21 protein-coding genes are annotated in these 24133 nt (G+C 42.2%); 1 reads left to right on the forward strand and 20 read right to left on the reverse strand.

The features are described 5' to 3' along the window. Positions 1-44 precede the first annotated feature (44 nt). The 3 genes from WCV65_RS11145 to WCV65_RS11155 form a co-directional block, all read right to left on the reverse strand. The gene (locus tag WCV65_RS11145; RefSeq protein WP_338776477.1) at positions 45-968 is read right to left on the reverse strand and encodes a ketopantoate reductase family protein; all 924 of its coding nucleotides are present in this window, start codon (positions 966-968) and stop codon (positions 45-47) included. Between the two features lie 76 nt (positions 969-1044). Then, positions 1045-1920: a DMT family transporter gene (locus tag WCV65_RS11150; RefSeq protein ID WP_035411300.1), complete on the reverse strand. Its 876-nt coding sequence runs from the start codon at positions 1918-1920 to the stop codon at positions 1045-1047. A 95-nt stretch (positions 1921-2015) separates the two neighbouring features. Next, positions 2016-3332 carry an MFS transporter gene (locus WCV65_RS11155; protein ID WP_338776479.1) on the reverse strand — a complete coding sequence of 439 codons (1317 nt, stop codon included), beginning with the start codon at positions 3330-3332 and terminating at the stop codon, positions 2016-2018. A 213-nt stretch (positions 3333-3545) separates the two neighbouring features. Here WCV65_RS11155 and WCV65_RS11160 point away from each other — a divergent pair, with 213 nt between their 5' ends. After that, the gene (locus tag WCV65_RS11160; protein ID WP_231889980.1) at positions 3546-4121 is read left to right on the forward strand and encodes a DUF2179 domain-containing protein; all 576 of its coding nucleotides are present in this window, start codon (positions 3546-3548) and stop codon (positions 4119-4121) included. A gap of 15 nt (positions 4122-4136) precedes the next feature. Here the strand turns inward: WCV65_RS11160 and WCV65_RS11165 are convergent, their stop codons facing one another. From WCV65_RS11165 to WCV65_RS11245, 17 genes are all read right to left on the reverse strand, one after another. After that, a complete protein-coding gene (locus WCV65_RS11165) occupies positions 4137-4502 on the reverse strand; it encodes a helix-turn-helix transcriptional regulator (RefSeq protein WP_035411293.1) in 366 nt (121 codons plus the stop codon). Between the two features lie 401 nt (positions 4503-4903). Continuing rightward, positions 4904-5929: a nicotinate-nucleotide--dimethylbenzimidazole phosphoribosyltransferase gene (gene cobT / locus WCV65_RS11170; protein ID WP_035412001.1), complete on the reverse strand. Its 1026-nt coding sequence runs from the start codon at positions 5927-5929 to the stop codon at positions 4904-4906. Between the two features lie 22 nt (positions 5930-5951). Beyond that, on the reverse strand, positions 5952-6803 hold the full coding sequence (locus WCV65_RS11175) for a Cof-type HAD-IIB family hydrolase (protein ID WP_338776487.1): 852 nt from the start codon (positions 6801-6803) through the stop codon (positions 5952-5954). 265 nt (positions 6804-7068) lie between these two features. Beyond that, complete coding sequence (locus tag WCV65_RS11180) at positions 7069-8331, reverse strand: glutamate-5-semialdehyde dehydrogenase (RefSeq protein WP_035411288.1); 1263 nt, start codon at positions 8329-8331, stop codon at positions 7069-7071. Between the two features lie 18 nt (positions 8332-8349). Further along, positions 8350-9474 (reverse strand): glutamate 5-kinase, encoded by a 1125-nt coding sequence (proB, locus tag WCV65_RS11185; protein WP_035411285.1) that lies wholly within the window; start codon positions 9472-9474, stop codon positions 8350-8352. An 18-nt stretch (positions 9475-9492) separates the two neighbouring features. Beyond that, positions 9493-10332: a pyrroline-5-carboxylate reductase gene (gene proC, locus WCV65_RS11190; RefSeq protein WP_338776492.1), complete on the reverse strand. Its 840-nt coding sequence runs from the start codon at positions 10330-10332 to the stop codon at positions 9493-9495. 618 nt (positions 10333-10950) lie between these two features. Continuing rightward, positions 10951-11148 (reverse strand): cold-shock protein, encoded by a 198-nt coding sequence (locus WCV65_RS11195; protein WP_035406654.1) that lies wholly within the window; start codon positions 11146-11148, stop codon positions 10951-10953. Positions 11149-11595: 447 nt separating this feature from the next. Continuing rightward, entirely contained in the window at positions 11596-12393 is a 798-nt protein-coding gene (gene proC / locus WCV65_RS11200) for a pyrroline-5-carboxylate reductase (protein WP_338776494.1), read from the reverse strand. A gap of 280 nt (positions 12394-12673) precedes the next feature. Then, positions 12674-13669: a LacI family DNA-binding transcriptional regulator gene (locus WCV65_RS11205; RefSeq protein WP_338776496.1), complete on the reverse strand. Its 996-nt coding sequence runs from the start codon at positions 13667-13669 to the stop codon at positions 12674-12676. A 194-nt stretch (positions 13670-13863) separates the two neighbouring features. Then, the gene (locus WCV65_RS11210; protein ID WP_338776498.1) at positions 13864-14634 is read right to left on the reverse strand and encodes an STAS domain-containing protein; all 771 of its coding nucleotides are present in this window, start codon (positions 14632-14634) and stop codon (positions 13864-13866) included. A gap of 67 nt (positions 14635-14701) precedes the next feature. Beyond that, entirely contained in the window at positions 14702-14905 is a 204-nt protein-coding gene (locus tag WCV65_RS11215; protein ID WP_338776500.1) for a DUF6501 family protein, read from the reverse strand. Positions 14906-14985: 80 nt separating this feature from the next. Next, entirely contained in the window at positions 14986-15795 is an 810-nt protein-coding gene (locus WCV65_RS11220) for a protein phosphatase 2C domain-containing protein (RefSeq protein WP_338776502.1), read from the reverse strand. 243 nt (positions 15796-16038) lie between these two features. Continuing rightward, positions 16039-16455: a hypothetical protein gene (locus tag WCV65_RS11225; protein WP_338776504.1), complete on the reverse strand. Its 417-nt coding sequence runs from the start codon at positions 16453-16455 to the stop codon at positions 16039-16041. Between the two features lie 162 nt (positions 16456-16617). Continuing rightward, a complete protein-coding gene (gene odhB, locus WCV65_RS11230) occupies positions 16618-17898 on the reverse strand; it encodes a 2-oxoglutarate dehydrogenase complex dihydrolipoyllysine-residue succinyltransferase (RefSeq protein ID WP_338776506.1) in 1281 nt (426 codons plus the stop codon). Between the two features lie 13 nt (positions 17899-17911). Further along, on the reverse strand, positions 17912-20761 hold the full coding sequence (sucA, locus tag WCV65_RS11235) for a 2-oxoglutarate dehydrogenase E1 component (protein ID WP_035406670.1): 2850 nt from the start codon (positions 20759-20761) through the stop codon (positions 17912-17914). A 553-nt stretch (positions 20762-21314) separates the two neighbouring features. Continuing rightward, on the reverse strand, positions 21315-23237 hold the full coding sequence (locus WCV65_RS11240) for a VWA domain-containing protein (protein WP_338776508.1): 1923 nt from the start codon (positions 23235-23237) through the stop codon (positions 21315-21317). A 9-nt stretch (positions 23238-23246) separates the two neighbouring features. After that, the gene (locus WCV65_RS11245) at positions 23247-24116 is read right to left on the reverse strand and encodes a MoxR family ATPase (RefSeq protein WP_338782264.1); all 870 of its coding nucleotides are present in this window, start codon (positions 24114-24116) and stop codon (positions 23247-23249) included. Between the last annotated feature and the right edge of the window lie 17 nt (positions 24117-24133).

The raw sequence follows: 24133 nt of genomic DNA on the forward strand, positions 1-24133 counted from the left end.
AATATCTCCTCCTATACCTGTTCATTACCACAATGTGAAGCAGCTTAAAACGAGGATTCCCTGGATTTTTCATATAACCTTAAATTTGAGTAAACAGCATGCAAATTCGGTACTGAAATACCTGTCTCGTTTGCCATATTATAAAGATATCCCTGCAGATGTCCTGCTTCAACATTCCCGTGTTTTTCCATGTCTCTTTGCATAGAAGATTTCATTGTATAGCTCATCTGATCGATTGTTTGCATATGTTTCTCTGTAATTTGTCCTGACAGAGGTGCATTTGCCTGTCTCATTACAGATTCCAATTCTTTAAACAGCCTTGCTAGAAATTCTCTTGATTCAGGCACTTCTCTAATTGGCCCAATCGGCTGTCTGAAAAGTGTGGTTACACTGGACATAGCCGCGATAAAGAGGTATTTCTCCCACATATCCTGCACAATTAAGCGGCTTGCTTTTGAATCACTTTTGCTTCCATTAAATGCATGCTCGACATCCCGGGCCCTTTCCGTCATGCTCCCATCCCATTCTCCAAAAACGAAACGATGGGTCTGGCTGGTCTGAATAATGAAACCTTCCGATGATAGATCAGACTCTATGAAACACAGACCCCCTAGAACCTGATGATCAGAAAACCGCTCTTTCAGCTTATGTATATGATTCATCCCGTTCAGCATCGGTATAATGACCGTATTTTCCCGAACGTACGGTGCAATATCGGATATTGCCTGATCAAGTTGGTAGGCTTTTGTGCTAAGAAGGATCACATCGTATGTTCCCAGATCTCCGCTTGTTATGGTTTCTGGCTGAAAGCTGAAATCACCATGAACGCTTTTTATAATCAGGCCTGTTTCAGCAAGCTGCCGATTCCGTTTTTCCCGTACAAGAAACGTTACATCCTGTTCATTTTCGGCGAGTCTTCCTCCAAAATATCCCCCCACAGCTCCTGCTCCAACAACTAAAAATTTCATTGGATACCTCCTCTTTTAATCCCGTTACTCAAATTATACATGAACAGAGAAAAAGCAGGAAAGTATCTGGTTATATTCAAGCTGGCAGTTTCTTATTCATCCAATAGACACCAAATAGAATCATAGCCCCTCCTATTAGTGCTGAAACTGCCATTCTCTCTTGCAGGAGGACTGCTCCTGCAGCCAAGGTAAATAGAGGCTCAATATACAGAAAAGCGGCCACGCTTGAGGCATTCATCCTTGATAACGCCTTTCCCCAAAACCAATAGGCGGCTGCAGAAACAAAGATTGCCAGAAAAAGAAGGTGCGCCCATTGATGATCAGGCATTGTAACTAAAGCATGCCAGCCCCCATTTCTTATCGTAAACGGAAGCATCAGCAGAGAACCAATGACACTTGTGTAAAACGCAATCGTGATTATTGGGTAAGGCACAAATAACTTTTTTAATAAGATGGAGTAAATTGCCCAATTAAGTGTACTGAGCACCATTAATGCAACACCTGCATTAGATGAAGCTTTAAATCCCTCACTGGAAGCGACAAAAAGTACACCTGCGAGGGCGGCAGCCATTCCGAACCCTTTGCTTTTCGTCATGTTCTCCCCTAAAAGTGCGGCCGATAGGATGACGGTAAAAACAGGGGAACAGGCAATCAGCCAGCCAGCGGAAACGGCATCAATGTATTGAAGAGCCAGCACTTGAATCCACTGATGAATGAACACACCGGAAACACCGAGGATTACAAGCTGGGGTAAATGTTTCAATCTGATAGCTAAAGGGATATTAAAAACGGCACCTGCCAGTCCAAGAAGTAAAGAAGCCAGTCCGAATCTTGACGCCACGATTGTATAAGGATCCAGGTTCTGAAGCAAGGATTTACTGGAGACAAAAGAAATCCCCCAAAAAGCAACTGCCGCTAATGCATATAACTTAAAGACAAATCCCTCTCGCAACACGATACCTCCAGAGTAAGACCTGTCCTTATATATATGCTGTTAACGTTTGTTCAGCACAAAATCGCCAATTCCATAATGGCCTCCCAATGGCTTCACTTGCTCTCTTTTTCCGTTTCACCAAATTCAACCGTTTTTATATCTCCCAGGACAATCGTATAAAAGAACAGTCCGATTGCAAGAACCGCTCCTGCAATCATGAAAGATAAATGAAACGACCCGGTTTTATCTACAAGGTATCCGGTAAGGGCAGCCGCCATGATTCCTCCGAATAAATTATTCGAGAAGTTAACGATAGAGCTTGTCTGCCCCTGTGCACCCGGTGGAGAAATTTTGGATGCAATTGTCCATCCGATTGGTGCCGTGGCAGATATTCCGGCAAGGCCAATGGAGATAAATACCATGGAGAGAATCGGATTGCTGGTAAGAATGGCGCCAAGAAATGAAAAACCAATCAGCATTCCGATTATAATGATACCTTTGTAAACCCGATTCGATTTATGCCCTTTTTGAATCAGCCGGTCAACGAGCCATCCTCCCACCGCTACTCCCGTTATAGAAGCAATTAGCCATGGAATAGCGGTCAGCAAAGAGGACGATAAGAGGTCAACCTGGAATTCTTCTTTAAAATAAGTAGGGAGCCATAGCAATAAAAGATTAAATGTATACCCGTATCCGGTAAAACCAATGGTGACTCCCCATACCTTTCTGCTGGTAAAAAGCTTTTTCCATACGTCTTTTGCCCGGTGAACCGGGATATCTGAAGCATTTGCTCCATATTTTTGAATATAATTGATTTCTTCTTCTGAAATGGTTTTATGTCTGCCAGGCTCGTCGTAATAGCTCCAAAAAATAAGTGTGAAGATGACATTTATGATTCCTAAAACCAAAAAGGCAGTGCGCCAGTCATAAAATGTAATTAATAAAGCAACTAGCGGTCCTCCAAGTACATTCGAAAATTTTGCGGCGGAATCAAATAAAGAATTTGCCAGACCCCGTTCATGATATGGAAACCAGTTTGCCGTGGCTTTAGAAGCAGCCGGAAAAGCAGAAGCGCTCATGATTCCAGTTAAGAACCTTAATAGGTAAAGGAGCAGCTTTCCGCTTATAAATGCGAAAATGATGGTTAATATGCTCCATACCGCCATACCGATTCTTGTAATCCATGATACTCCCCATTTATCGAGCATTGTTCCTATAGGCAGCTGCATCATAGTATAAGCATAATTATATATGGAAAAAACAATACCAATCTCTGTAGCGGACAGGTTGAAGCTGTCCTGCAGCTCAGGCGCCGCGACCGCGATCGCAACCCGGTCAAAATAATTAAGGATAATTATGCTGCATAAGAGGGAGGAAATCGCCCATCTCGTATTTTTCCCCTTCGGTCTTTGAATCGCTGCATCACCCATGAAAATCCTCTCCTTCATTTGCCTGTTAAACCCCTATTAACCTTCCCCGCTCCCTATCCTGCTACCCTTTTTATTCTCAAATGGTTTTCAATGTTAAATCAGGGGAACATAATGATTAAATACAAATTCTAAAATTGTCTTTTCATGTACAGGCAAACATACTATACTGTCCTTATTGCATAAATGTACTTCTATAGAAATGGGGTTTTCTTTTTGCTTTTACAGCCGCTTTTGATTTTCGTCCTGCAGATTTTATATGTTCCAATCCTTACTCTTCGGACGATCTTTTTAGTTAAAAATCAAACGAGAGCTGCCGCTGGCGTTGGATTAATGGAAGCTGCGATTTACATCGTGGCACTTGGAATTGTTTTTCAGGACCTTTCTAATATTTATAACATTATTGCCTATGTTCTGGGCTTCAGCGTTGGGCTGTATTTAGGCGGCAAACTTGAAAACAGGCTGGCAATCGGCTATGTTACCCACCACGTTAATCTTAATGAGCGTTCTGACGAATTAGTTCATGCGCTAAGAAACGCCGGCTTCGGAGTTACGGTTTTCACCGGACAAGGCTTAAACTCCATGCGCTACCGTTTGGATATTGTTTCCAAACGATCAAGAGAGCAGGAACTTATGGAAATTGTAGAAGAAATTGAACCGAAGGCGTTTATGACTTCCTATGAATTGAGATCATTTAAAGGCGGTTACATGGTTAATTCCATGAAAAAAAGAGCTAAAAAGTTTAACAGTGAAAAAAATCAGGAACAAGCAAAAACGGGCGATTCTCAATGAATCGCCCGTTTGTTTTTAAAAATTATCTTTAATCGCCTTTTCAATTAGCCCTTGACATCGCTCAAGTTCAACCTTAAGCTGCTTTTTATAGAGCATCGCAGCGTCAAAATCCCGAAATTCGTAGAATACAACTTCCTGAAGCTTCATTCCCTCTTTCTTTTTCTTCACCTGCTTTAATACGCCATCATCAATTAATTCATGAAGAGCTTTATATACTTCAGAATGATTCGGCTTATAGCCAAATCTTCTGAATTCATCTCTCATATTATCCAGCAGCTTAAGCCCATAAAGCCTTTTCTGGTCTGTCAGTGTGATCATATATAATTTAAGAAATGCCCGCTGTTTAAGCAGGAAACCGCTGCTGTTTCTTGATTCTTTCATTCTGTCCCCTCCTATTGAAAGCATACTACTCCTTTCGCTAATAGAACATGATTTCCCTTTCCCATTTTGTAAAATGATTCTTTTTACATTTTATTACGGATTTTGGTTTTAAAGTGATTATTTAGAACATGGTTTATTTAGAATGGTTTTTGTTGGTTATTAATTCAATTAAACTTAACTGCAGGCATTCGCTTTCCGCTTCAAGCTTCAGGGTTTTAAAAATTTACATTATGCTTTAACATAGCCATGCTTTTTCTTTTAGAACAATGTTCATTGGAAAAGACATCTAATTGATTATTTAGAACATGATTCTATTTGTTTTAATTTACATAATGATTTTATATTAAATTCCACAAAAAAAAACTGCCGGAACAAGTCCGGCAGTTTCAAGATTTATTGACTTATTTTATTCCTGCTTGTTCAAAAGTTGCCATTTCACAGAGCATTTTTGCTGCTCCCTTTACAATTGGGTAGGCAAGCGCTGCGCCGCTTCCCTCCCCAAGCCTAAGCTGGAGCTTTAATAGAGGTTCCAGACCGAGCCACTCGAGTGCTTTCTTGTGTCCTGGTTCTTCCGATAAATGGCCTGCAATTAAATAGTCACGGACATTCGGAGAAATGAGAACGGCAAGACACGCTGCCGCCGTGCAGATGAATCCGTCCAAAAGGATTGGGATCCTGTGTTCAGCTGCTGAAAGGATTGCTCCGCACATTCCGGCGATTTCAAGTCCCCCTACTGCTGAGAGCAATTCAAGGGCATTTTCTTTATCGGGACGGTGCTTTTCAAGGGCAATGGTGATTAGCTCGGATTTGCGAGCTTTCTTCTTTTCTTCAATCCCCGTTCCATAGCCTGTAATGGCGTGAACATCAAGGCCTGTGATGGCAGCAAGAAGAGCACTTGACGAGGTGGTGTTCCCAATTCCCATTTCTCCTGGGATGAGGCACTTCACGCCTGATTGGATCATTGCCGCAGCCTGCTCCCTGCCGGTCGAGATTGCCTGCTCAGCCTCGTATTCAGACATGGCTTTTTCTCTGACAAAGTTAGCTGTTCCCATACGGATTTTACAAGCTTGAACTCCCGGGAAAACCTGATGTCCTTTTATCCCTATGTCAACTACCGTCATCTGAGCTTCAATCATTCTTGCAAAAACGTTAATGGCTGCCCCTCCGCTGCTGAAATTTACAGCCATAAGCGCCGTAACGTCTGAAGGAAATGCAGAAACTCCTTCTTCTGTAATGCCATGGTCGGCTGCGAAAACAAGGACGCCGGGCGGACAAACGGAAGGAAACGGATTGGCTGTTATTTCTGCAAGCTGAACAGCCAGACTTTCAAGCCTTCCTAAACTTCCAAGGGGTTTTGTTAGCTGATTGATATGCTCGCTTGCTTTTTCACCCGAAAGCCGGTCAATTGGTTTGATATTGAATGCCATGTTCATCGCCGCTCTCTCCCATTCAGCCCATTATGTAATGAGTGATGGCGTGTGCTACACCATCTTGATTATTGGTAAGAGTTTCTCTGTCACAAAGTTTCTTCACATCCGGATCTGCATTTCCCATAGCAATGGATAATCCCGCAGCTTCCATCATAGGGACGTCATTGAAATTATCTCCTATCGCAACCGTGTCCTCCATTTTAATACCTAAATGGGAAGCCATAATTTGAAGTCCCTGCCCTTTATGGCCGTCTGGATTCATGATTTCAAGGTTATTCGGACCAGAAGAAGTCGGGGCAATACCGTCGATGCTCTCAAGGGCTGGGAGCAGCTCCTCCTTTAAAGCCTGATCAAGGGTTAAGATAAAGAATTTTTGAATAGACAGTCCTTCTTTGTTCAATAATTCTTCAACAGAATCAAAGAGCTTTACAGCTCCATCCGCTTTTGGCTGTTCCGTAATTCTTTTATATTCAGCTTCTGATATGGAATGCTTGCCATCCAGTGATTCTAATGCGGCGGTTGTCCGTTCAGCCCAGCTGTTCAGGACGTAGATGCCTTCGCTCGTATAAAGTTTATACGGTACATTCTTTTTATCAAGCAAAGCTGCCGATTCCTTGACTGCACTTTCGCTGATCGATACCCTCGATAGGAGTTTTCCTTTCGAATAAACAACTGTCCCATTGCTCCCGGCAAGATCACATTGCAAATTAAATTCCTTTAAAACTGCCTGAATATCTTCTGGTGCCCTGCCGGAACAAATCATGACATGATGCTCTTCCTGCGCTTTTAATAGTGCATTTCGATTCACATCAGAAATCTCCAGCTGCGATGAAAGCAGCGTTCCGTCTAAGTCAATTGCAATCAGTTTCATTATGTATGTCTCCTTTATCTTCAATCTTCCTTGCTGCATATCTATCTTACACGTATTATGCTCGTTCGTCATGACTTTGCTTTATTTTGAAGCACTGTTTAACTTGGCTGCTGAGATTGGAATTTGTTCTATGCAGCGGGCTGCCCGCTGTCAGCGTAGAGGAAAATTAAGCCAATGGACCAAATCGTTTTCGTTCAAAAAAACGATTTAAGAACAGCAACCATTTAAAATAGCCGGCTCCGAAAATGGAACCGGCTGGCGGATGCTATCTGATTTGACCATTCCCTTTAAGCTTGAGCTTTGTCGTAGTTAATGCCGGAAGACCCATCGGACCTCTTGCATGGAGCTTTTGTGTCGAGATGCCGATCTCTGCTCCAAAGCCTAATGCACTCCCATCAGTGAACCGTGTTGAAGCGTTGTGATAAACAGCCGCTGCGTCCACCCTGTTAAGAAATTCTTCGGCGGAATCTGCATCCTCTGTAATGATTGCTTCGGAATGCTTCGTTCCATACCGGTCAATATGATGAATCGCATCCTCCATATTTTCAGCTGTTTTCACTGCAACATCCAAGCTTAAATATTCATCTGCCCAGTCCGGCTCTCCGGCTGCGGCGGCTCCATCCAAAACATTCATTGCCGCTTGATCAGCATGAACTTTAATCTTATTTCTCTTAAGTGTCTCATTCAATATGTCTTTATTAGCAGAGAGCCATTCTTTATGAACAATGATCGTCTCAGCAGCGTTACAAACAGCAGGACGGTCTGTCTTAGCATTCACGATAATGGATAATGCTTTTTCACTATCTGCGTGTTTGTCGACATAAATGTGGCAATTGCCGACTCCTGTCTCCAGCACAGGTACAGTAGCATTTTCCACGACCGCATGGATCAATGCTCCGCCTCCGCGCGGAATGAGAACATCAATGTATTCTTTCATTGTAAATAGCTCCTGTGCTGCTTTACGGTCTGTGCTTGAAATAAACTGGACTGCGTCTTCCGGAATGTCCGTTTTGGATAATCCCTGATGCAGAATATTTACAATCGCTTGATTGGAGTAAAGAGCAGAGGAACCGCCTTTTAGCACAATCGCATTGCCTGATTTAAGCGCAAGCCCTGCAGCATCGGCTGTTACGTTTGGTCTGGCTTCATAAATCATCCCGATTACTCCTAAAGGAACGGAAACTTTTTCAGCCGACAGTCCGTTATCAAGCTCCCACTTTTCCTGTATTATACCTGCAGGATCTTCAAGATCGATAAGCTTTCTAAGCCCCCCGGAAAGTTCTTTGATTCTTGATTCACTCAATTTTAAACGGTCCATATACGCTTCGTCGTACCCTTTTTTTCTTCCCGCCTCAAGATCTTTTGCATTTTCGTCTAGAATGTACGGGATGTTAGCTTCTAATTCATCAGCGAGTTTTTCCAAAGCACGGTCTTTCGTTTTCGTATCCAGCATCTTTAAAACATTTGCTGCTTTTTTTGCCTTAATCGCCTGGTCCTCTACTGTTTGACTTTCCATTAATAAAGTCATCCAATTCCTCCCATCAGATTATACGCCCGCTGGCATAGGAAAATCCAGCCGGCAGACTAAGCCTTCGCTGTCCACTATTGCTTTTGCATTCCCATCCATTCCTGTTACATCCAAGCCTCGGAAATTTGAAAGCTGTTCAGATGAATAGTTGACGATACCGAGTCCTATTTCCTCTCCCCGATCATCTTTAAGTCTCACAACGGCACCATGCTTAAATCGGCCTGATACGTTTAAGACGTGCTGAGCATGCAGTTCACCTGAATGCTCTACTATAGCGGTTTTTGCTTTATCATTGACGGTTACGCTTCCCTCTGGTCCTGAATTAAAGGCAATCCATTGCTTGCGGTGATCCAAACCGTCACCTGCCATGCTTGGATTAAAATAGGTTCCTTTAGCAGTACCGCTGACTGCATCCCCAATCAATCCTTTTATTCCCGATTTCCCTAGAAAAGCCGGGATTCCTGAAGCCATCGTGATTTTAAATGCTTCAATTTTAGACTTCATCCCGCCTGTTCCTACACCGGTCCCTGGATCACCGGCAGAATCCTCAATCTCGGATGTGATTTCATGCACATTTAATAGAAGTTCTGCATGCGGATTTTTCCTGGGATCACTATCATATAATCCGTCTATATCCGACATGATGATGAGCTGATCTGCATCCACTAACCCTGCCACCTTAGCGGAGAGAGTGTCATTGTCTCCGAACTTCAACCGGTCAATTGTGACTGTATCATTCTCATTTACTATCGGAACAATGCCTCGATCCAGCAGAATTTTTAATGTATTTCGCGCATTCATATATCTTTTCTCATCAGAAAAGTCACTTCTCGTTATGAGAATTTGGGAAGCCACATATCCATGGGACAGGAAGTATTCCGAGTACGCCTCCATCAGCAGGCCCTGACCAATGGATGCTGCTGCCTGCTTCTCTGTTAATGCCGTCGGCCGGTCTACACAGCCAAGCTTGCGATATCCTGCCGCTACTGCTCCTGAAGATACGAGGAGAACTTCGTGTCCTTCTTCCTTTAATTCCACAACTTCCTCTACAATTCTTTTCAGCTTCCTTCTGCTGATTTCTCCGTGAAGACTGGTTAAAGAGCTGCTTCCAATTTTAATGACAATGCGTTTTTTATTAGTCAACTGTGATCACTCCTATGATTACTTAACCAAAATCGCTTCCTCTAATTGTTCACTCATTTCTTTAGACCGTTCAGCGGCTGATAAAATCGCTTGTGCGATTGCATGGCCGCCTCCGTTAAATTTAAAGGCTTCAAGTCCGGCTGCTGTGGTTCCATTTGGAGACGTAACGTTTTCCCTAAGCTGTGCCGGTGTTTCCTCCCTGCTCATCATCATTTTCGCTGCCCCTAAAATTGTCTGGGCTCCTGCTTTCCTGGCCATTTCAGGGTCCATTCCATTTTCTTCTGCTGTTTTTTCAATGCTTTCCATTAAATAATAGAAGTAAGCGGGACCGCTGCCTGCAATTCCGGTAAATAAATCCATCTGGGTTTCTTTTATTACAAATACCTTTCCAATAGATGCCATTAATTCCTCCGCCATCCAAACGTTTTCCATTGAAACATTCGGACTTGGCGATAACGCTGTGGCTGACTCTCCTATCATGCTCGATGTATTTGGCATCACTCTGATTACCTGCTGTCCGCCGTGAAGGCATGCTTCAATAAACTGATTGGATATTCCCGCGAGAACCGACAAAATGGTTTGTTCCGGCTGAATTTTTTCTTTAAGCGGCTTCATAGCTTTTTCTGCATCCTTAGGCTTCATAGCCAGGATAAATGCATCCATTTCTTCATATGGCAGTTCTTCTGTATGCATGGCTTGTATTCCGTATTTTAGAACTAGCTCTTCTCTTCTTTCACGATTGGTTCTATTTGTTACATAAATATTTTCCCTTTTTACTGTGCGTGATTCCGTTATGCCCGATATCATGGCTTCAGCCATAGATCCTGCCCCTATAAATGCAATTTTTATTTCCTTCATAATATTGACCCCCTGTTTGCACCTAATTAAATCAACTTTTAACAAGATTTTATTGAATGGATTTTTTTAAGGTAAAGCGGATTACGATCCATTTCTCTTAAGGCACATTTACGCTGTTTTCACTGTTCGCATTTTGTTCGTATAATTAATTAACGTTACCTATCGTAACATGACCGCAAATAGTGTCAAGGCGGCAAAAATCCTCTAATAACCGAGTATTTATATGATGCACATACGAGTAAGCGCTTGCAAATTCCTATTTAATTCTTAATGTTCTGATATTTAGCGACCGCTCTTCCAGTTGATTTCAGCTTAAGATTTCAGCAGGGCAGCCGTTTACCTTTCCATACTTCCTACCGAGATTCTCTTTATTCTTAAGCACTGTTAAACTTTGCTGTTGATTGCAGTTAGCAGGCGTTCGCTTATCCTTGGGCGGGCGGTGAGCCTCCTCGCCGCTTTGCGCCTGCGGGGTCCCACCTGTCCCGCTGCTCTTAGCTCGGAGTCTCACGCCTTCCACTCCAATCAACAGGTGTAAAATATCAACACCATGCTTTAACATAGCCTATTCTTAAAAAATGGCAAAAAAAAATAAACGGCCAATTGGCCGTTTATTTTAAATTAAAAGGATGAGCATGGATTGTCGACTACTTGAAGCTCTTTTGTCTGGGTAGCCATTGGGCTTTTACAGATCGGGCATAACGGCTCATCACTGCTTTTAAAGTTATCCCGAACCCAGCAATTGCAATTGTCAGCTGTACAAGTCCAGATTTTCGTATCTTTTGTAATAATTTCCTCAACCGGTTTTTTATTATACAAGAACAAAACCCTCCTTTTATACCTCTAACTAAAAAGCTACCCATAAAAGGCAGCTTTTATTACTCGCAATTTCCGCAATACGTGAGATTATGAAGCGGCTTCTTAGACTGGAGAATAAATCTCCAAAAACCAAAACAACGAAAGCCCTGCCTCTCTTTCATCCTTACGGCTCCTAGGCCGTGCCAGTATGAATCAGTTGTTTGGATAAACCAAAAACATCATTTTGAAAAAGGTTTCTTGTTAAGCAGATAAACTGAAGATAAGCTCTTGGAGGGAAAGAATGCGGTGAAAAAAGATATTTCTTCGTTTATTTCTAATAGCTAAATGTACTTAACGTACTCTCAAGTCTAACATCGAGTCGATCAAAATTAATTATATACCTGAATCCTGAAAATGTCAATAGGCCGATGATCTTCGCTTGTTAGCGCAGAACAACGGCCAGACAATTCAAGATAACGATTTCCTGTTAACAGCAGTAATTGCATCTTGAATCATTTCTTTGTATTTCCTCTCTTCTAATACTTTAATTCCCTCAGCTGTAGATCCTCCAGGAGTTGTTACTTGTTCCCTTAAAGCAGAAGGATTTCCGTTTGCCATCAGCATAGCAGCTGAACCGGAGATCATCTGAGTGACAAGCTTTTCCGCCTTGCTTTCAGAAATCCCATATTCTTTTGCTTTCTCAATCAGCACTTCAGCAAACAAATAAGCAAATGCAGGCGCACTTCCTGTAATTGCTGTTAAATGATGAATTTCTTCCTCCGTACATTCTTCAGCCTGTCCAATTGCATCAAGAAGCAGCTTAAGACTTTTTTCCTGCAGGGCATTAAGCGGCTTTTTCCCTTTGCAGTACAAAGACATGCTTTCTCCGATAGATGATGCCGTGTTCGGCATAATCCAGCTGACTGCTGATTCGGGCAAAGCCGACTCCATTTTTGATGGACCGATTCCAGCGGCGATTGTCACGATCAATTGCCCGCTGACAAGGCTTCGAAGCTTCATAAAAACTTCCTCATGTTCTTCAGGTGGCATAGCCAGAACGACGGTGTCTGCTTCGTGAATTTTTTCCTGCCATTGAAAGACCGTTTCTGCACCATATTGTTTTTTCAGCCTTTCCAGCCTCATGATATTCGATTGGTTTGAAACGATAATCCGTTCTATTTCATTTTCTTTTTTTGCTCGTAAACCAGCAATAATGGCCTCTGCCATTCGGCCTGCCCCAATAAATAAAATAGTCGGCTTTTCCACTCATTCCACTCTCTCTTCACATTAGTAATAGTTGAAAAAATTATATCATGAAAGTGTCTATCGGTCATTATTTCTTAAAATTAATACAGATCAACTAAAAACATTAATACAGTTTTCAGCTGTATTGCAATCTTTCCTTCTTACAGCAAACATAAGTACAACAGGATCAAACATGTTCTTTATAACTAACCCTTTTCCACAGTCAATCATTCGCTGTGCATAACTTTATATTCATAAATATATTTATGAAATACCATTAAAAAAAAGCCCTGAAATGGGCTCAAATCGTTGGTTTGATGGCTGCTACACTCTCTCTGCTGATGATCTCATATCCTGATACCATTTTTTTCTGAATGGTTCTTCCTTCAATGAGACTGACGATAGAATATGCAGCATTTAATCCAACATCAAAATAGTGAAAACTGACCGTGGTAAGGCCAGGATGAACCATTTCGGATATCCGGTATCCTCCGAATCCCGCAACAGATAAATCTCTTGGAATGGCAAGTTTCTTTTCTTGTATAGCTTTCATTGCGCCAAGTGCCATGTTATCTGTAGAACAGACGATAATGTCCGGTAAACCCTCACTTAAAGCTTTATCTGTTTCCAGTCTGGATTTTTCCATTGAAAAGTCCGCTTCCAAAGCCTTTACTGAATGGGGACCGCTGTCTTTCAAAGCATCCATAAAACCGCGTTTCCTTTTTTGGCCAACCGCTTCATCCTGTTCACTTACCCCGATAAACAAAATGTTCCTGTGTCCCTTTTTATAAACAAATTTCCCAAGGTCATATCCTGCTTCATAATCGGCATGAATAATGGAATGATAATAGTTGCTTTCCTGCCCAATGATTAAGGAAGGAATGCCCGCATCCTCAAATGCACCATGATGTTCTTTTGTAATTTTTGTAGCCATTAAAATGATACCGGCTACTTTTTGCCGTGCAAAAGCATAAATATTTTCGATTTCTCTCTCCTGAACCTGATCGGTATTGGCAACAAGCATTTGAAACCCAAGCTCCTTAAGTCTTTCATCAATGCCCATCAGCATCTTGGTCATCGTATAAGAATCAAGCCTCGGAATAATAACTCCAATAAAATTTGTCTTTTTCTGTTTCAAACTTTGAGCAAACGCATTAGGTTCAAACTTTGTTTCAGTAATAGCATTTTGAATTTTCTGGGCTGTTGCCGCGCTTACGTAGCCGCCATTTAAATATCTAGAGACGGTACTTTTGGATACATTGGCCATATTGGCAATATCGGATATGGTCGTTCTCAAATAATCCCCTCCCCCTCTTTGAATATCTTCTCATAGTCATGTAGTTTATATCATTACCAGCGAAAAAGACAAGCATCCATCACTTGTCTTTTGTTTACATAATTAAATTATGTACTAAATACCCTGAACCAAGAGATATACGTTACAATCGATTTAACATCTTAAAATCCACAAAAATGTTTTTTTATGAAAAATTATGATTTAACCAAGGTGTATCCAAGATTTTTCAACACATATCCCATTCCCTGTTTAAACGAAGGAAATGCTTTTATGGAAAGTCCGTATCCCCTGCTGATCATTTGCCGGGCCATGCCTGGCTTTAATCCTACGCAAATGGCTTCTGTTCCCATTAGATTTAGTGCCTGAACGAGCTGCTCCAGCTTATCAATAACAGCCTCATCGGGTACAGAATACATTTCCGAGAAATCAAAAAGTATGTATTCTGCTTGATTAGCACCAGCAAAGGACAATAATTTCCCTGTCATGTGTTCTATCCTTTGCTCGGATAAAAAACCAGTAATAGCCGCAAGAAATGTATGATCAATCATAGTACCTATGATTGGCGTGTATAATTCCTCCATTAGCTTCCTTCCAGAAAGCAATTCGTTTTCGTAATCGGTTACATCTTTCCAGGTAAGAATATACCCCCTGCTTTCCGGAAGCCTGTCAACAACGATATGTGCAGAGAAGGTTTGAAACAGGTGTATAGTCGAAGTATACGGCAAAGGACCATGTTCAATTATCCGGATTTGATCTGCCCTGTGAAAGGATTTCAAATTCATCCCCATAAACGAATCTGCATCCTCAAGGTTCATATGCGGGGCGACGGTATTTAATAAATCCCCAGCACATTCGTTAAACCATGTAATATTTAATTCATCATCTGTTAAAATTAGTGACTCTCCTACACGATTCAGAAGTTCAATCGAATGTATCCCTTCCAGTAAATCCTTCTTCAGCTCCAACTTCCCAATCCCTCACTTTCATATATGGGCTATTCCTTTTTCAGGAGGAAGAGGGTATATGTATGTATTACGCCTCTTTAAAATAATCCTTGTAAAATCCGCTGACTTTGCCTGAATTGTCCACGACAAAATAAAATTCCTCAGTTTCATTTTTCACTTCATATGTGCTGCCTGCTGTTAATGCACGGTTTACGATATATTTCTCTGCATCTGTGTGAATGCACGTCACTTTTTTTATCGTTTTTTTATCCTGCCAATTAAGATGATTCATCGCTGTTCCGCTCCTTCAAAATATGTATTTCTTATGTATAGTTTATTATTATTTCAGCTGCATGGCAAACTGCCGGGTCATTAAAATTGAATGAATATTCCAGTCATATCATCATGCGGGAGGCCATTTATATGTTCCAGGTATCTTAACGCTTCTGCATACGATTCAAGACCAAGTTTCGAAATCTCGATATGCACATCACGGAGACTCCACTCAGGATGAAAAAAACCGTCACTTATTATCAAAAGGCTCTTAATACCCTTAATATCCGCTTCCCCGGTCTGAATAAAATCAATGAGCTCCTGATCTCCGTTCACAACAGAATATCCTCCGGTTCGATTTGCCAGATGCCGGTGATCTTTCATCCTTTCATGAGGATGATCAAGAAACCAGCTTTCAGGAGGAATATGAAGTCCTTCTGCTCTTTTTCTTTCCCGTACTAGTCTGGCTCTTTCTGAAATGCCTTCAACCGAGTTAATCGTAAGCGGAGTAACGAACCCATGATGATCTTCCTTTAAAATCATGCAGTCTCCACATTGTATAAACGCCGCTTGTTCTCCTGTAATTCTTAAAACAGCCGCACAGGATGCCCATCTTAAATGCCTTTCCTCAATTGCCAAAGCAGCAGATTCCATTTTTTGAAGAAGAAGAGCGTTTGCTTCAGCAAGCCATTCTATTAAACTTCTATTTTGGTTTATTGGGAGAGCAAGGGTGGAGGCGAGCATATGGGAAGCAAGATAAGCTCCATTGTGTTCATTTTGAAACAACTCATCCGTCATCGGCGTAACCCCATCGAAAACACCAAAGGTCAGGCAATCGTCTGAAACAAAAAAAGCATCTTCAATTTCTTTCTTACTTGGACTTTTATGACTCAATATGGATAGATCCATCTTAAATCACTCCTATTTCAACCGTTATTCTGCTTTTCCAGTATAGCATATAATGGAAAAGTGATGAATGCGCGGCGGTTTGACATTAAACTGGCTATGTTCCAGCATTGAGCTTTTTTAAAAAATCGGTTGATTGGATTGGATGCGTAAGACCTGCAGTCTCGCTTAGCGGCAAACTCCTGCAGCAGAAACTAACAGCTGCGTTTATCACAGCTAGGAAATTATTAGAATATCGCAATTACCCTATTGAAAATCCCCCTGCCGATCCTTTTGTTCTGATAAATGAGCAATAAGATTGACCACAGCGTCCAGCCATTCATTGAGCGTTGTGTAAAATGCATGGATATCAACTGCAAAAATGCTCTCATCCAGAATGACAGCTGCAATTGCATTTCTAAAGGACTGGATTGTCATATTCAAAAAAACTGCCGGGCATCCGTTATTCAATAATTGAGAAAGGAAAGCCTCTAAATCATCCGTGCGTTTCTTCTGAAAGTCAGTAAAATAGGAAAACAGAATCTCGAAAATTTGTTCGTTTTTCTCAGCTTGAATAAGATACAGAGAAAATTCACTTTCTCCTCTTTTAGCGAGCTCATTCTTCCATTCACACTTAATTCTCGTTTTCCCCTCTACTGCTCCTTGAATCATCGTTTGAATCATTCATGGCCCCTCCGCTTCATGGTTCTGGCATCTAAAAGCAACTGGCATTAACTAACCTGTTTAAAACCGTGCCCATATTAATATAGCATGTATTGAAGGTCAGCCAAAATTGAAAAAGACCTATTCCGAGCGGAACAGGCCATTTTTCTATGAAGATTCTTATTAGCCTTCCAAAAGAAGAGACTCAGGATCTTCAAGCAATTCTTTTACTGTAGCAAGGAAGCTAACCGCTTCTTTTCCATCTACAATACGGTGATCATATGATAAGGCGATATACATCATTGGGCGGTTTTCCATTCTTTCATGATCAAGTGCAATCGGACGCCATTGGATTTTATGCATACCAAGGATCCCTACTTGAGGTGCGTTCAGAATTGGAGTGGAAAGCAGGGAGCCAAAAACTCCGCCATTTGTAATGGTAAATGTTCCGCCTTGAAGCTCGTTCAGGGCAAGCTTGTTGTCTCTTGCTTTTTTTGCCAGGTTGGAAATTTCCCCTTCAATTCCTGCAAAGCTCATGCGGTCAGCATCACGGACTACAGGTACGACAAGACCGTCCGGCGCAGCTACAGCAATACCAATATCGTAGAATTTTTTCAGCACAAGTTCCGTGCCTTGAATTTCTGCGTTTAAGAGCGGGAATTGCTTAAGGGCTGCAACTACAGCTTTAGTGAAAAATGACATAAAACCTAGACGGACGTCATGCTGCTCGAAAAATTTGTCTTTGCGGCGCTTTCTAACATCCATGACAGCTGTCATATCTACTTCATTGAATGTTGTAAGCATGGCAGCCGTCTGCTGAACTTCGACCAAACGGTTCGCAATCGTTTGTCTGCGGCGGGACATTTTCACACGCTCAACCGGTTTAGCCGGATTATCTGCCTGAGCTTGAGGAGCTTTTTCAGCAGGTTTAGCAGCTTGAGGCTGCTTAGGCGCGTTTTGATGGTTTTCGATATCATGCTTGCGCACTCTTCCAAGAGGATCGGAAGCATTTACAGAGCTGAGATCAATTCCTTTTTCCCTCGCAAGTTTTCTTGCAGCAGGAGAAGCAATTGTACGGTTTTTCGTGTCCGCCTGGACAACAGGCTCACTTTCTCTTGATGGAATGTGATCTGTTTTTGGTTCTTCTTTTTTGGATTCTTCTTTCTCTGGCTTCAGCTCAGCTTGTTCCTGACTGCCTTCATTTGCACTTTGTACGCCGCCCGCTTCTTCCTTTTCATCGATCGTTCCGATGATTTCACCTACTTGAACGGTATCCCCAGCGTCCTTCAGTACTTCTTTTAATACTCCGGATTGTTCTGCTGTCAATTCTACATTGACTTTATCTGTTTCAAGCTCAAGCAAATACTCACCCTGCTCAACAAAATCACCAGGCTGCTTTAGCCATTGTGCAATGGTTCCTTCCGAGATTGATTCTGCCAGTTCCGGTACTTTAATTTCAGCCATGATCATTTCCCCCTTAGTTTCGTGTAATCGCCTGTGTTATGATGCGTTCCTGGTCTTTTTTATGAACAGTTGGATCTCCCTCTGCAGTACTGGATCTCCTTGTTCTGCCGATATAGGATACGTCAGCTCCTGATGGGGCTGATTCGCGAAGTTTAGGTTCGATATACGTCCATGCACCCATATTTTGAGGTTCTTCCTGAACCCAGATGATTTCTTTAAGATTCTCATATCTGGACAAAATGGATTCCACTTCTTTTTGCGGATATGGATAAAGTTCTTCCACTCTTAGAACATGAAGCCAATCTGTATTTTCTTCTGACTGGCGTACTTTATCTGAAATATCAATGGCAAGCTTTCCGCTGCAAAGAACAACGCGTGTAACAGCCTTGTGCTCTCCGCCCATCCCTGATTGCTCAAGCACCTTTTTAAAGGATCCGCTGCTCAGTTCCTGAACATCCGAAACCGTGTTCGGATTGCGAAGCAGGCTTTTCGGAGTCATAATCACGAGCGGTCTGACTTCCTCCATTTGCAGGATTTTAGCTTGTCTTCTTAGGATATGGAAGTATTGGGCAGCACTTGTAAGGTTCGCTACTGTCCAGTTGTTTTCAGCGGCAAGCTGAAGATAGCGTTCCAGTCTTCCACTTGAATGCTCTGGTCCCTGTCCTTCATACCCATGCGGAAGCAGCATCACGAGGCCGGATTTTTGGCCCCATTTTGCACGGCCCGCAGAGATAAACTGGTCAAAGAATACTTGAGCAGCATTCGCGAAATCTCCGTATTGGGCTTCCCAAAGGACTAATGTTTCAGGAGAGAATACGTTATAGCCATATTCAAAACCGATGACCGAGCCTTCAGAAAGCGGGCTGTTATGAACCGCGAAGGATGCTTTCGTCTGATCAAGCTGATGAAGCGGTGAATACACGCTTCCTGTTTCGCTGTCATGCAATACAAGATTACGCTGTGCGAAGGTTCCCCGCTCTGAATCCTGTCCGCTTAACCGGATGGGTGTGCCATCAAGCAAAATGGAACCGAATGCAAGAGCTTCAGCAAGTCCCCATTCTACCTTGTGATCCTCTTCAAGCACACTTGCACGGCGTTCGAGGATCCGCTGCAGCTTCCCAAACACTTTAAAGTCTTCAGGCCATTCAACGAGTGAACGGTTGATGGAACGGATATCACTGATGTCAACAGCCGTCTCGATTTGCGGAATTCCATGAGAAATCGTTTCCGGAAGCTGGATCTCATGTACCTGTGCCACCTTTTTGTCAGGCACTTTTTTATATGCGGTCTCAAACTTGTTCTGTACTTCCTCTTCTAGGGCAGCTACTTCTTCTTCAGAAAGAACCTGATCATCCGTTAAAGATTTGGAGTAAAGTGCCTTCACTGTTTCGTGTGCTTTAATTTTGCTGTAAAGCTGGGGCTGAGTCGTCATCGGCTCATCCATTTCGTTATGTCCGAAGCGGCGGTAGCCGATTAGGTCAATAAGGAAATCTTTTTTGAAAATGCGTCTGTATTCAGATGCCAGATAGGCAGCAGCAAGACACGCTTCAGGATCATCCGCATTTACATGAATGATTGGAATTTCATATCCTTTTGCCAAATCACTCGCATAACGTGTGGATCTCGAATCCGAGCTTTCAGTTGTAAAACCGATCATGTTATTGGCGATAATATGAATAGTACCCCCGGTCTGATAGCCTTTAAGCTGACTGAGGTTTAATGTCTCAGCTACGATCCCTTCACCAGGAAACGCTGCATCACCGTGAATAAGAATAGCCAGAGCTTTGCTTGTATCGATTTCCGGAAATCCGCTGACCTCACGGTTTTCCTGCGCAGCTCTTGTGAATCCCTCAACGATTGGATCAATATATTCCAGATGACTCGGATTATTCGCAAGGGTAATTCGGGCTCTCACCATATTCTCTTCTTTGATCTGTCTGTCTGCGCCAAGATGATATTTTACATCTCCGCTCCAGCCGTAGTTAATGCCTGTCGAACCTTCAGAAGGGACAAGGTCTTTATTTGGTGCATGCTGGAATTCAGAGAAGATAATTTCGTACGGTTTGCCAAGCACATGTGCAAGAACATTAAGTCGTCCTCTGTGCGCCATACCAATGTTGATGGTTTTCGTTCCGTTCTCAACTGCATTTTGAACCATTTCATCTAGAACCGGTACAAGCATATCCAATCCTTCAATGGAGAATCTTTTTTGGCCTACAAATGTTTTATGAAGATATTTTTCAAATCCGTCTACCTCGAAAAGCCTTTTAAGCAGTGCTTTGCGTTTTTCTTTGGAGTGCGGTTTAAATAAATCTCCCGTTTCCACCATGCGCTTCAGCCAATTTTTTTCTTCGAAGCGGTGAACATGATCGAATTCGAAAGACAATGATTTTTTATAGCTTTCTTTTAAATGAAGAATGGCATCATATCCGTTCTTTACGCTGGATGGAGCGTCTTCGCATAATACAGAAAAGGGAATTTCTTTTAAATCCTCTTCTGAAAGACCGTATGCCTCAATGCTTAACAGATCCTGTCTGTCGCCCATTCCTTCGATTGGAAAGATGGAAGCATTTAAATGTCCATACGTACGAATATCCTCAGCCAATTTTACAGCTGAAGCAATTTTGACGATTTTTTCAGGACCGAAATCCGCAATTGACTGCTTGGAAACTGGAGCTGCCTGAACTGATGCAGCGGATCCTTTATCCGGCGGGTGGCCTAGATGTTGAAATAGTTCCTGCAAATCAGCGTCGACCGATTCAGGATTTTCAGAAAATTGATCATACAGATCCATGACATAGCCAAGGTTAGGGCCATGGAAGTCTTCCCATGTAACGTTGAGCTTTGACTTGGTTTGCGACATTTCACACTACCCCCAACTAATAATTACCAAATGTAAATAATAGGATATTATTCTGGTATATATTTATGCTGACCGCGTTTTATGTAAATTAGTTAAAACGCTTCCATAGATATTTTAACACTACCATTTATTCTTTCCAACAATTATCTATCGAAAATTGTAAATAATATTGAAAAACAAAAAATTGTGGCGAATCGTGTAAATCTGGAAGCAGATGCAGGTATATTACCTGATTTCCTTATACAGCAGAGTTTTCCCTTTGCCCGCTGACCCTTTTAGCTGGAGTGTAAGCATGTCGGGTGGTGAAATCAGGTTTTCATAAGACAAATATTTTCATGATATATTGTCGATTTCTGTCTAACGGCTGAATACAACCCGCTATTCCAGAGCCGTCACGCTCCCTGCTCCAAATCAGCCAAAGCAGGAAAATATCAGAAAAAGGCACCATGGATCCTTCCAGGTGCCCTCTTCCTATATTAACTGGAATCCTTTTTTGCAGATTGGCGCATGAATGAATAATGCGCCCGTTTAAACAATTTATTATATGGAACACTCACAGGCTTTGAATGCTTTTCTTCAAAAGCTTTCTCAAAAGAGGAAACAGGACATCCGGCAAATCACTGACATTCGGCACTATGATGCTGAATTTTCCATAAATGTTCTGAATGGTTTTAACCTGGCTTTCCTCTGCCTCCCCATTGGACAGGAAAATGTTGATTACTTCAATTCCTCTTTTACGTGCCTCAATGACCGCTTCATGCGTATCTACAATTCCTTTTTGTTCATAATCCATTGCAGCCGGTTCTCCATCAGAAAAAACAATCAAAAACTTTTGTTTTTCCTGTCTGGCCGACAGCTCCCTCGTCATATGACGGATTGCGAAGCCATCTCTATTATCTTCTTCAGGATTCAGCTGCATGATGGCAGGACCTGAACTCTTGTTTAACGAATTGCGGAATGGAATGACGCGGTGAAAATAATTAGGCTGGCTGACTGCAGATGCAGCATTCGTATCCTCCCAGAACCCCGTTACCTGATGAACGACTCCTACTGATTTCAGTGCTTCATGAAAAAGGGTTATGCCAAGCTTGGTGTCATCCATTTTATCGTGCATAGATGCAGAACAGTCGACTAATAGAGTAAAGACCGCATCTATTTGGATCGAAGGCTCCTGCTTTTTATAAAAAAGTCTGGGATTATCGTCTGTGATCCACCGCAGCAGTTTTTTGCCAAGTCTTCCGGTATGAAGATCTGTTCTTGGATTGGTCTTTTTGTGCTCAAGTGTTTTTTGAATCATCTGCTTCAATTTTTTTTGGTAATGAGAAATAATGGCTTTATTCCCGCTGTATTGCTGATAGTGCTCAGCAGAAGAAGGGTCCGGTGTTTTTTGGACTGCAAAAGCAAACTTATTTTCTTTGCCAAATGCATTCTGGCTGCCGTTTGTGTTTCCATCCTGCCGGTTTTCAAGAACCTCTGATTGGGCATAATTATGTTTCTTCGATTCTCTGGCCGATCCTTGCACGGTCCCCATGGCCTGATCCCCGTCCTCACCTTCTCGCAGACCATTTCCCATTAAGTCCGTTTTGGAACCGTGTTCGAGATCATATTGAAGAAAACTGTCTGTCGCCTTGCTTGTCTCCCTGTGCCACGTCGGCATTTCCTGGTCATGGACGTCCCTTTCTTCTTTACGGTCAAGCTCAAGAGAATCATCATTATCCAGTTTGTTTGTTCTTTTCAGCTCCTTAAAGGTAAGTCCTGTCCCCTCTTCAAAACCATGTTCAGGAAGAAAAAAGTATGTATTGAGCATATCCTTTTCCAGGAATTCTTCTATGGTTTCACTAATTCTGAGAGCAATAGCTGCAGTCTGAGCTGTGCCTGCACTTTCATAAGCATATTCAAGCTCCCTTTGAAGAAAAGGCAGCATTCTTTCAAAATCTTCGTTTATAGCCGGGACCGTCTCTAGCGGAGATTCAGCAGTTAGTTTCAAAAATAACGCATTAAACAGTGCATCCGTTCTAATATTCCGCTCAAGGTGAATGGTCAGCTGAGAGCGGAAATACATCCTGTACATTTCTGTGCGGCGTTTAAAAAACTTCTTTGTACCCGGCCGTTCCCTCTTGATGATTTCTTCGGTTCGGACATCTTCAAGCAGTGAAAAAAGCTGCTTCGCAAACTCAGGAATTGATAGTCTTTTTGTCTTCTTAATAAAATCATCCGTTTCTTGAGGGCTGCTGTGAAAAACGTGCCCTGTAGCATGAAGGTAAACATCACTTTTCAGCCCGCTAATCTGATCTTCAGCAGGCCGGTGATCCCAAAAATGGGTCAGATAGATTTTATTTTCAGCTGGATTCAAATAAGAGTACGGAGCATACTCCATCTCCAGTTCCGGATTTTTAGAGAGCGTTTTTGCAAGATCTGACAGTTCCATAAAAAGGAAGGAATCAATTTGGCTATCATTGAATTTTATAAATCTCATAAGCAGGCCTCACTCAAATAACGTTTCTGCAATATTGCGGATAGCCGCTTTTTCCCGTTCATCCTCGACCTTTTCTGCAATTCCGCGCTCAATAGCGCGCATGGGAGGGATAAATGCAGCGAGATCGCACGTATCAAGAAGAGCTCGTATGGAAGCAGCTTCTTCTGATACCTGTCCATTTTTAACCTGAGTAATTAAATCTGCTGAAAGCCTGACAAATAAATTGATCAGGATCGGATCCTCGAGTCCCGATTGATTCGTAATAATTTGACGGAGCTCTTCCCCTTGGATGTATGGAACATCAATGATAACAAAACGATTCTTTAATGCTTCATTTAAAGGAACCGTTCCTACATACCCTTCATTAATCGCGGCGATTACTCCAAATGCTTCGGATCCTTTTACCACTTCGCCAGTAAATGGATTTGTAATCATTTTGCGGTAATCGAGAACCCCGTTCAGAATGGGCAAAGTCTCAGGTTTTGCCATGTTGATTTCATCTATGTACAGGAAATGTCCTTTTTTCATTGCATTGATTACGGGTCCCGGAACAAATTCAATCGACGTGCTTCCTCCGGCTGTGCTGATTGTTTTATAGCCTAATAGCGCTTCTGCATCAAGATCGACGGAACAATTTATGCTGTGCATAGATCGGTTGAATAAGTAAGAAATCGTCTCTGCCAGCTTTGTTTTTCCTGATCCGGTCGGCCCTTTCAGCAGGACATTTTTTCCGAGGGCCAGGGCGATGACGGCGTCCTCAATTATAGAGGAATCTCCTGTGATGAATCCTCCTCCGCCAATTAGTGAAGCATCCATTTCAGATGATGCAGATGTTCTTTGTATTTTAGCCCGAATGGCTTCAGGCAAATTTAATTTCATTTCATTCATATAATCAA

It is taken from the genome of Metabacillus sp. FJAT-52054, from assembly GCF_037201815.1.
GTDB lineage: Bacteria > Bacillota > Bacilli > Bacillales > Bacillaceae > Metabacillus_B > Metabacillus_B sediminis.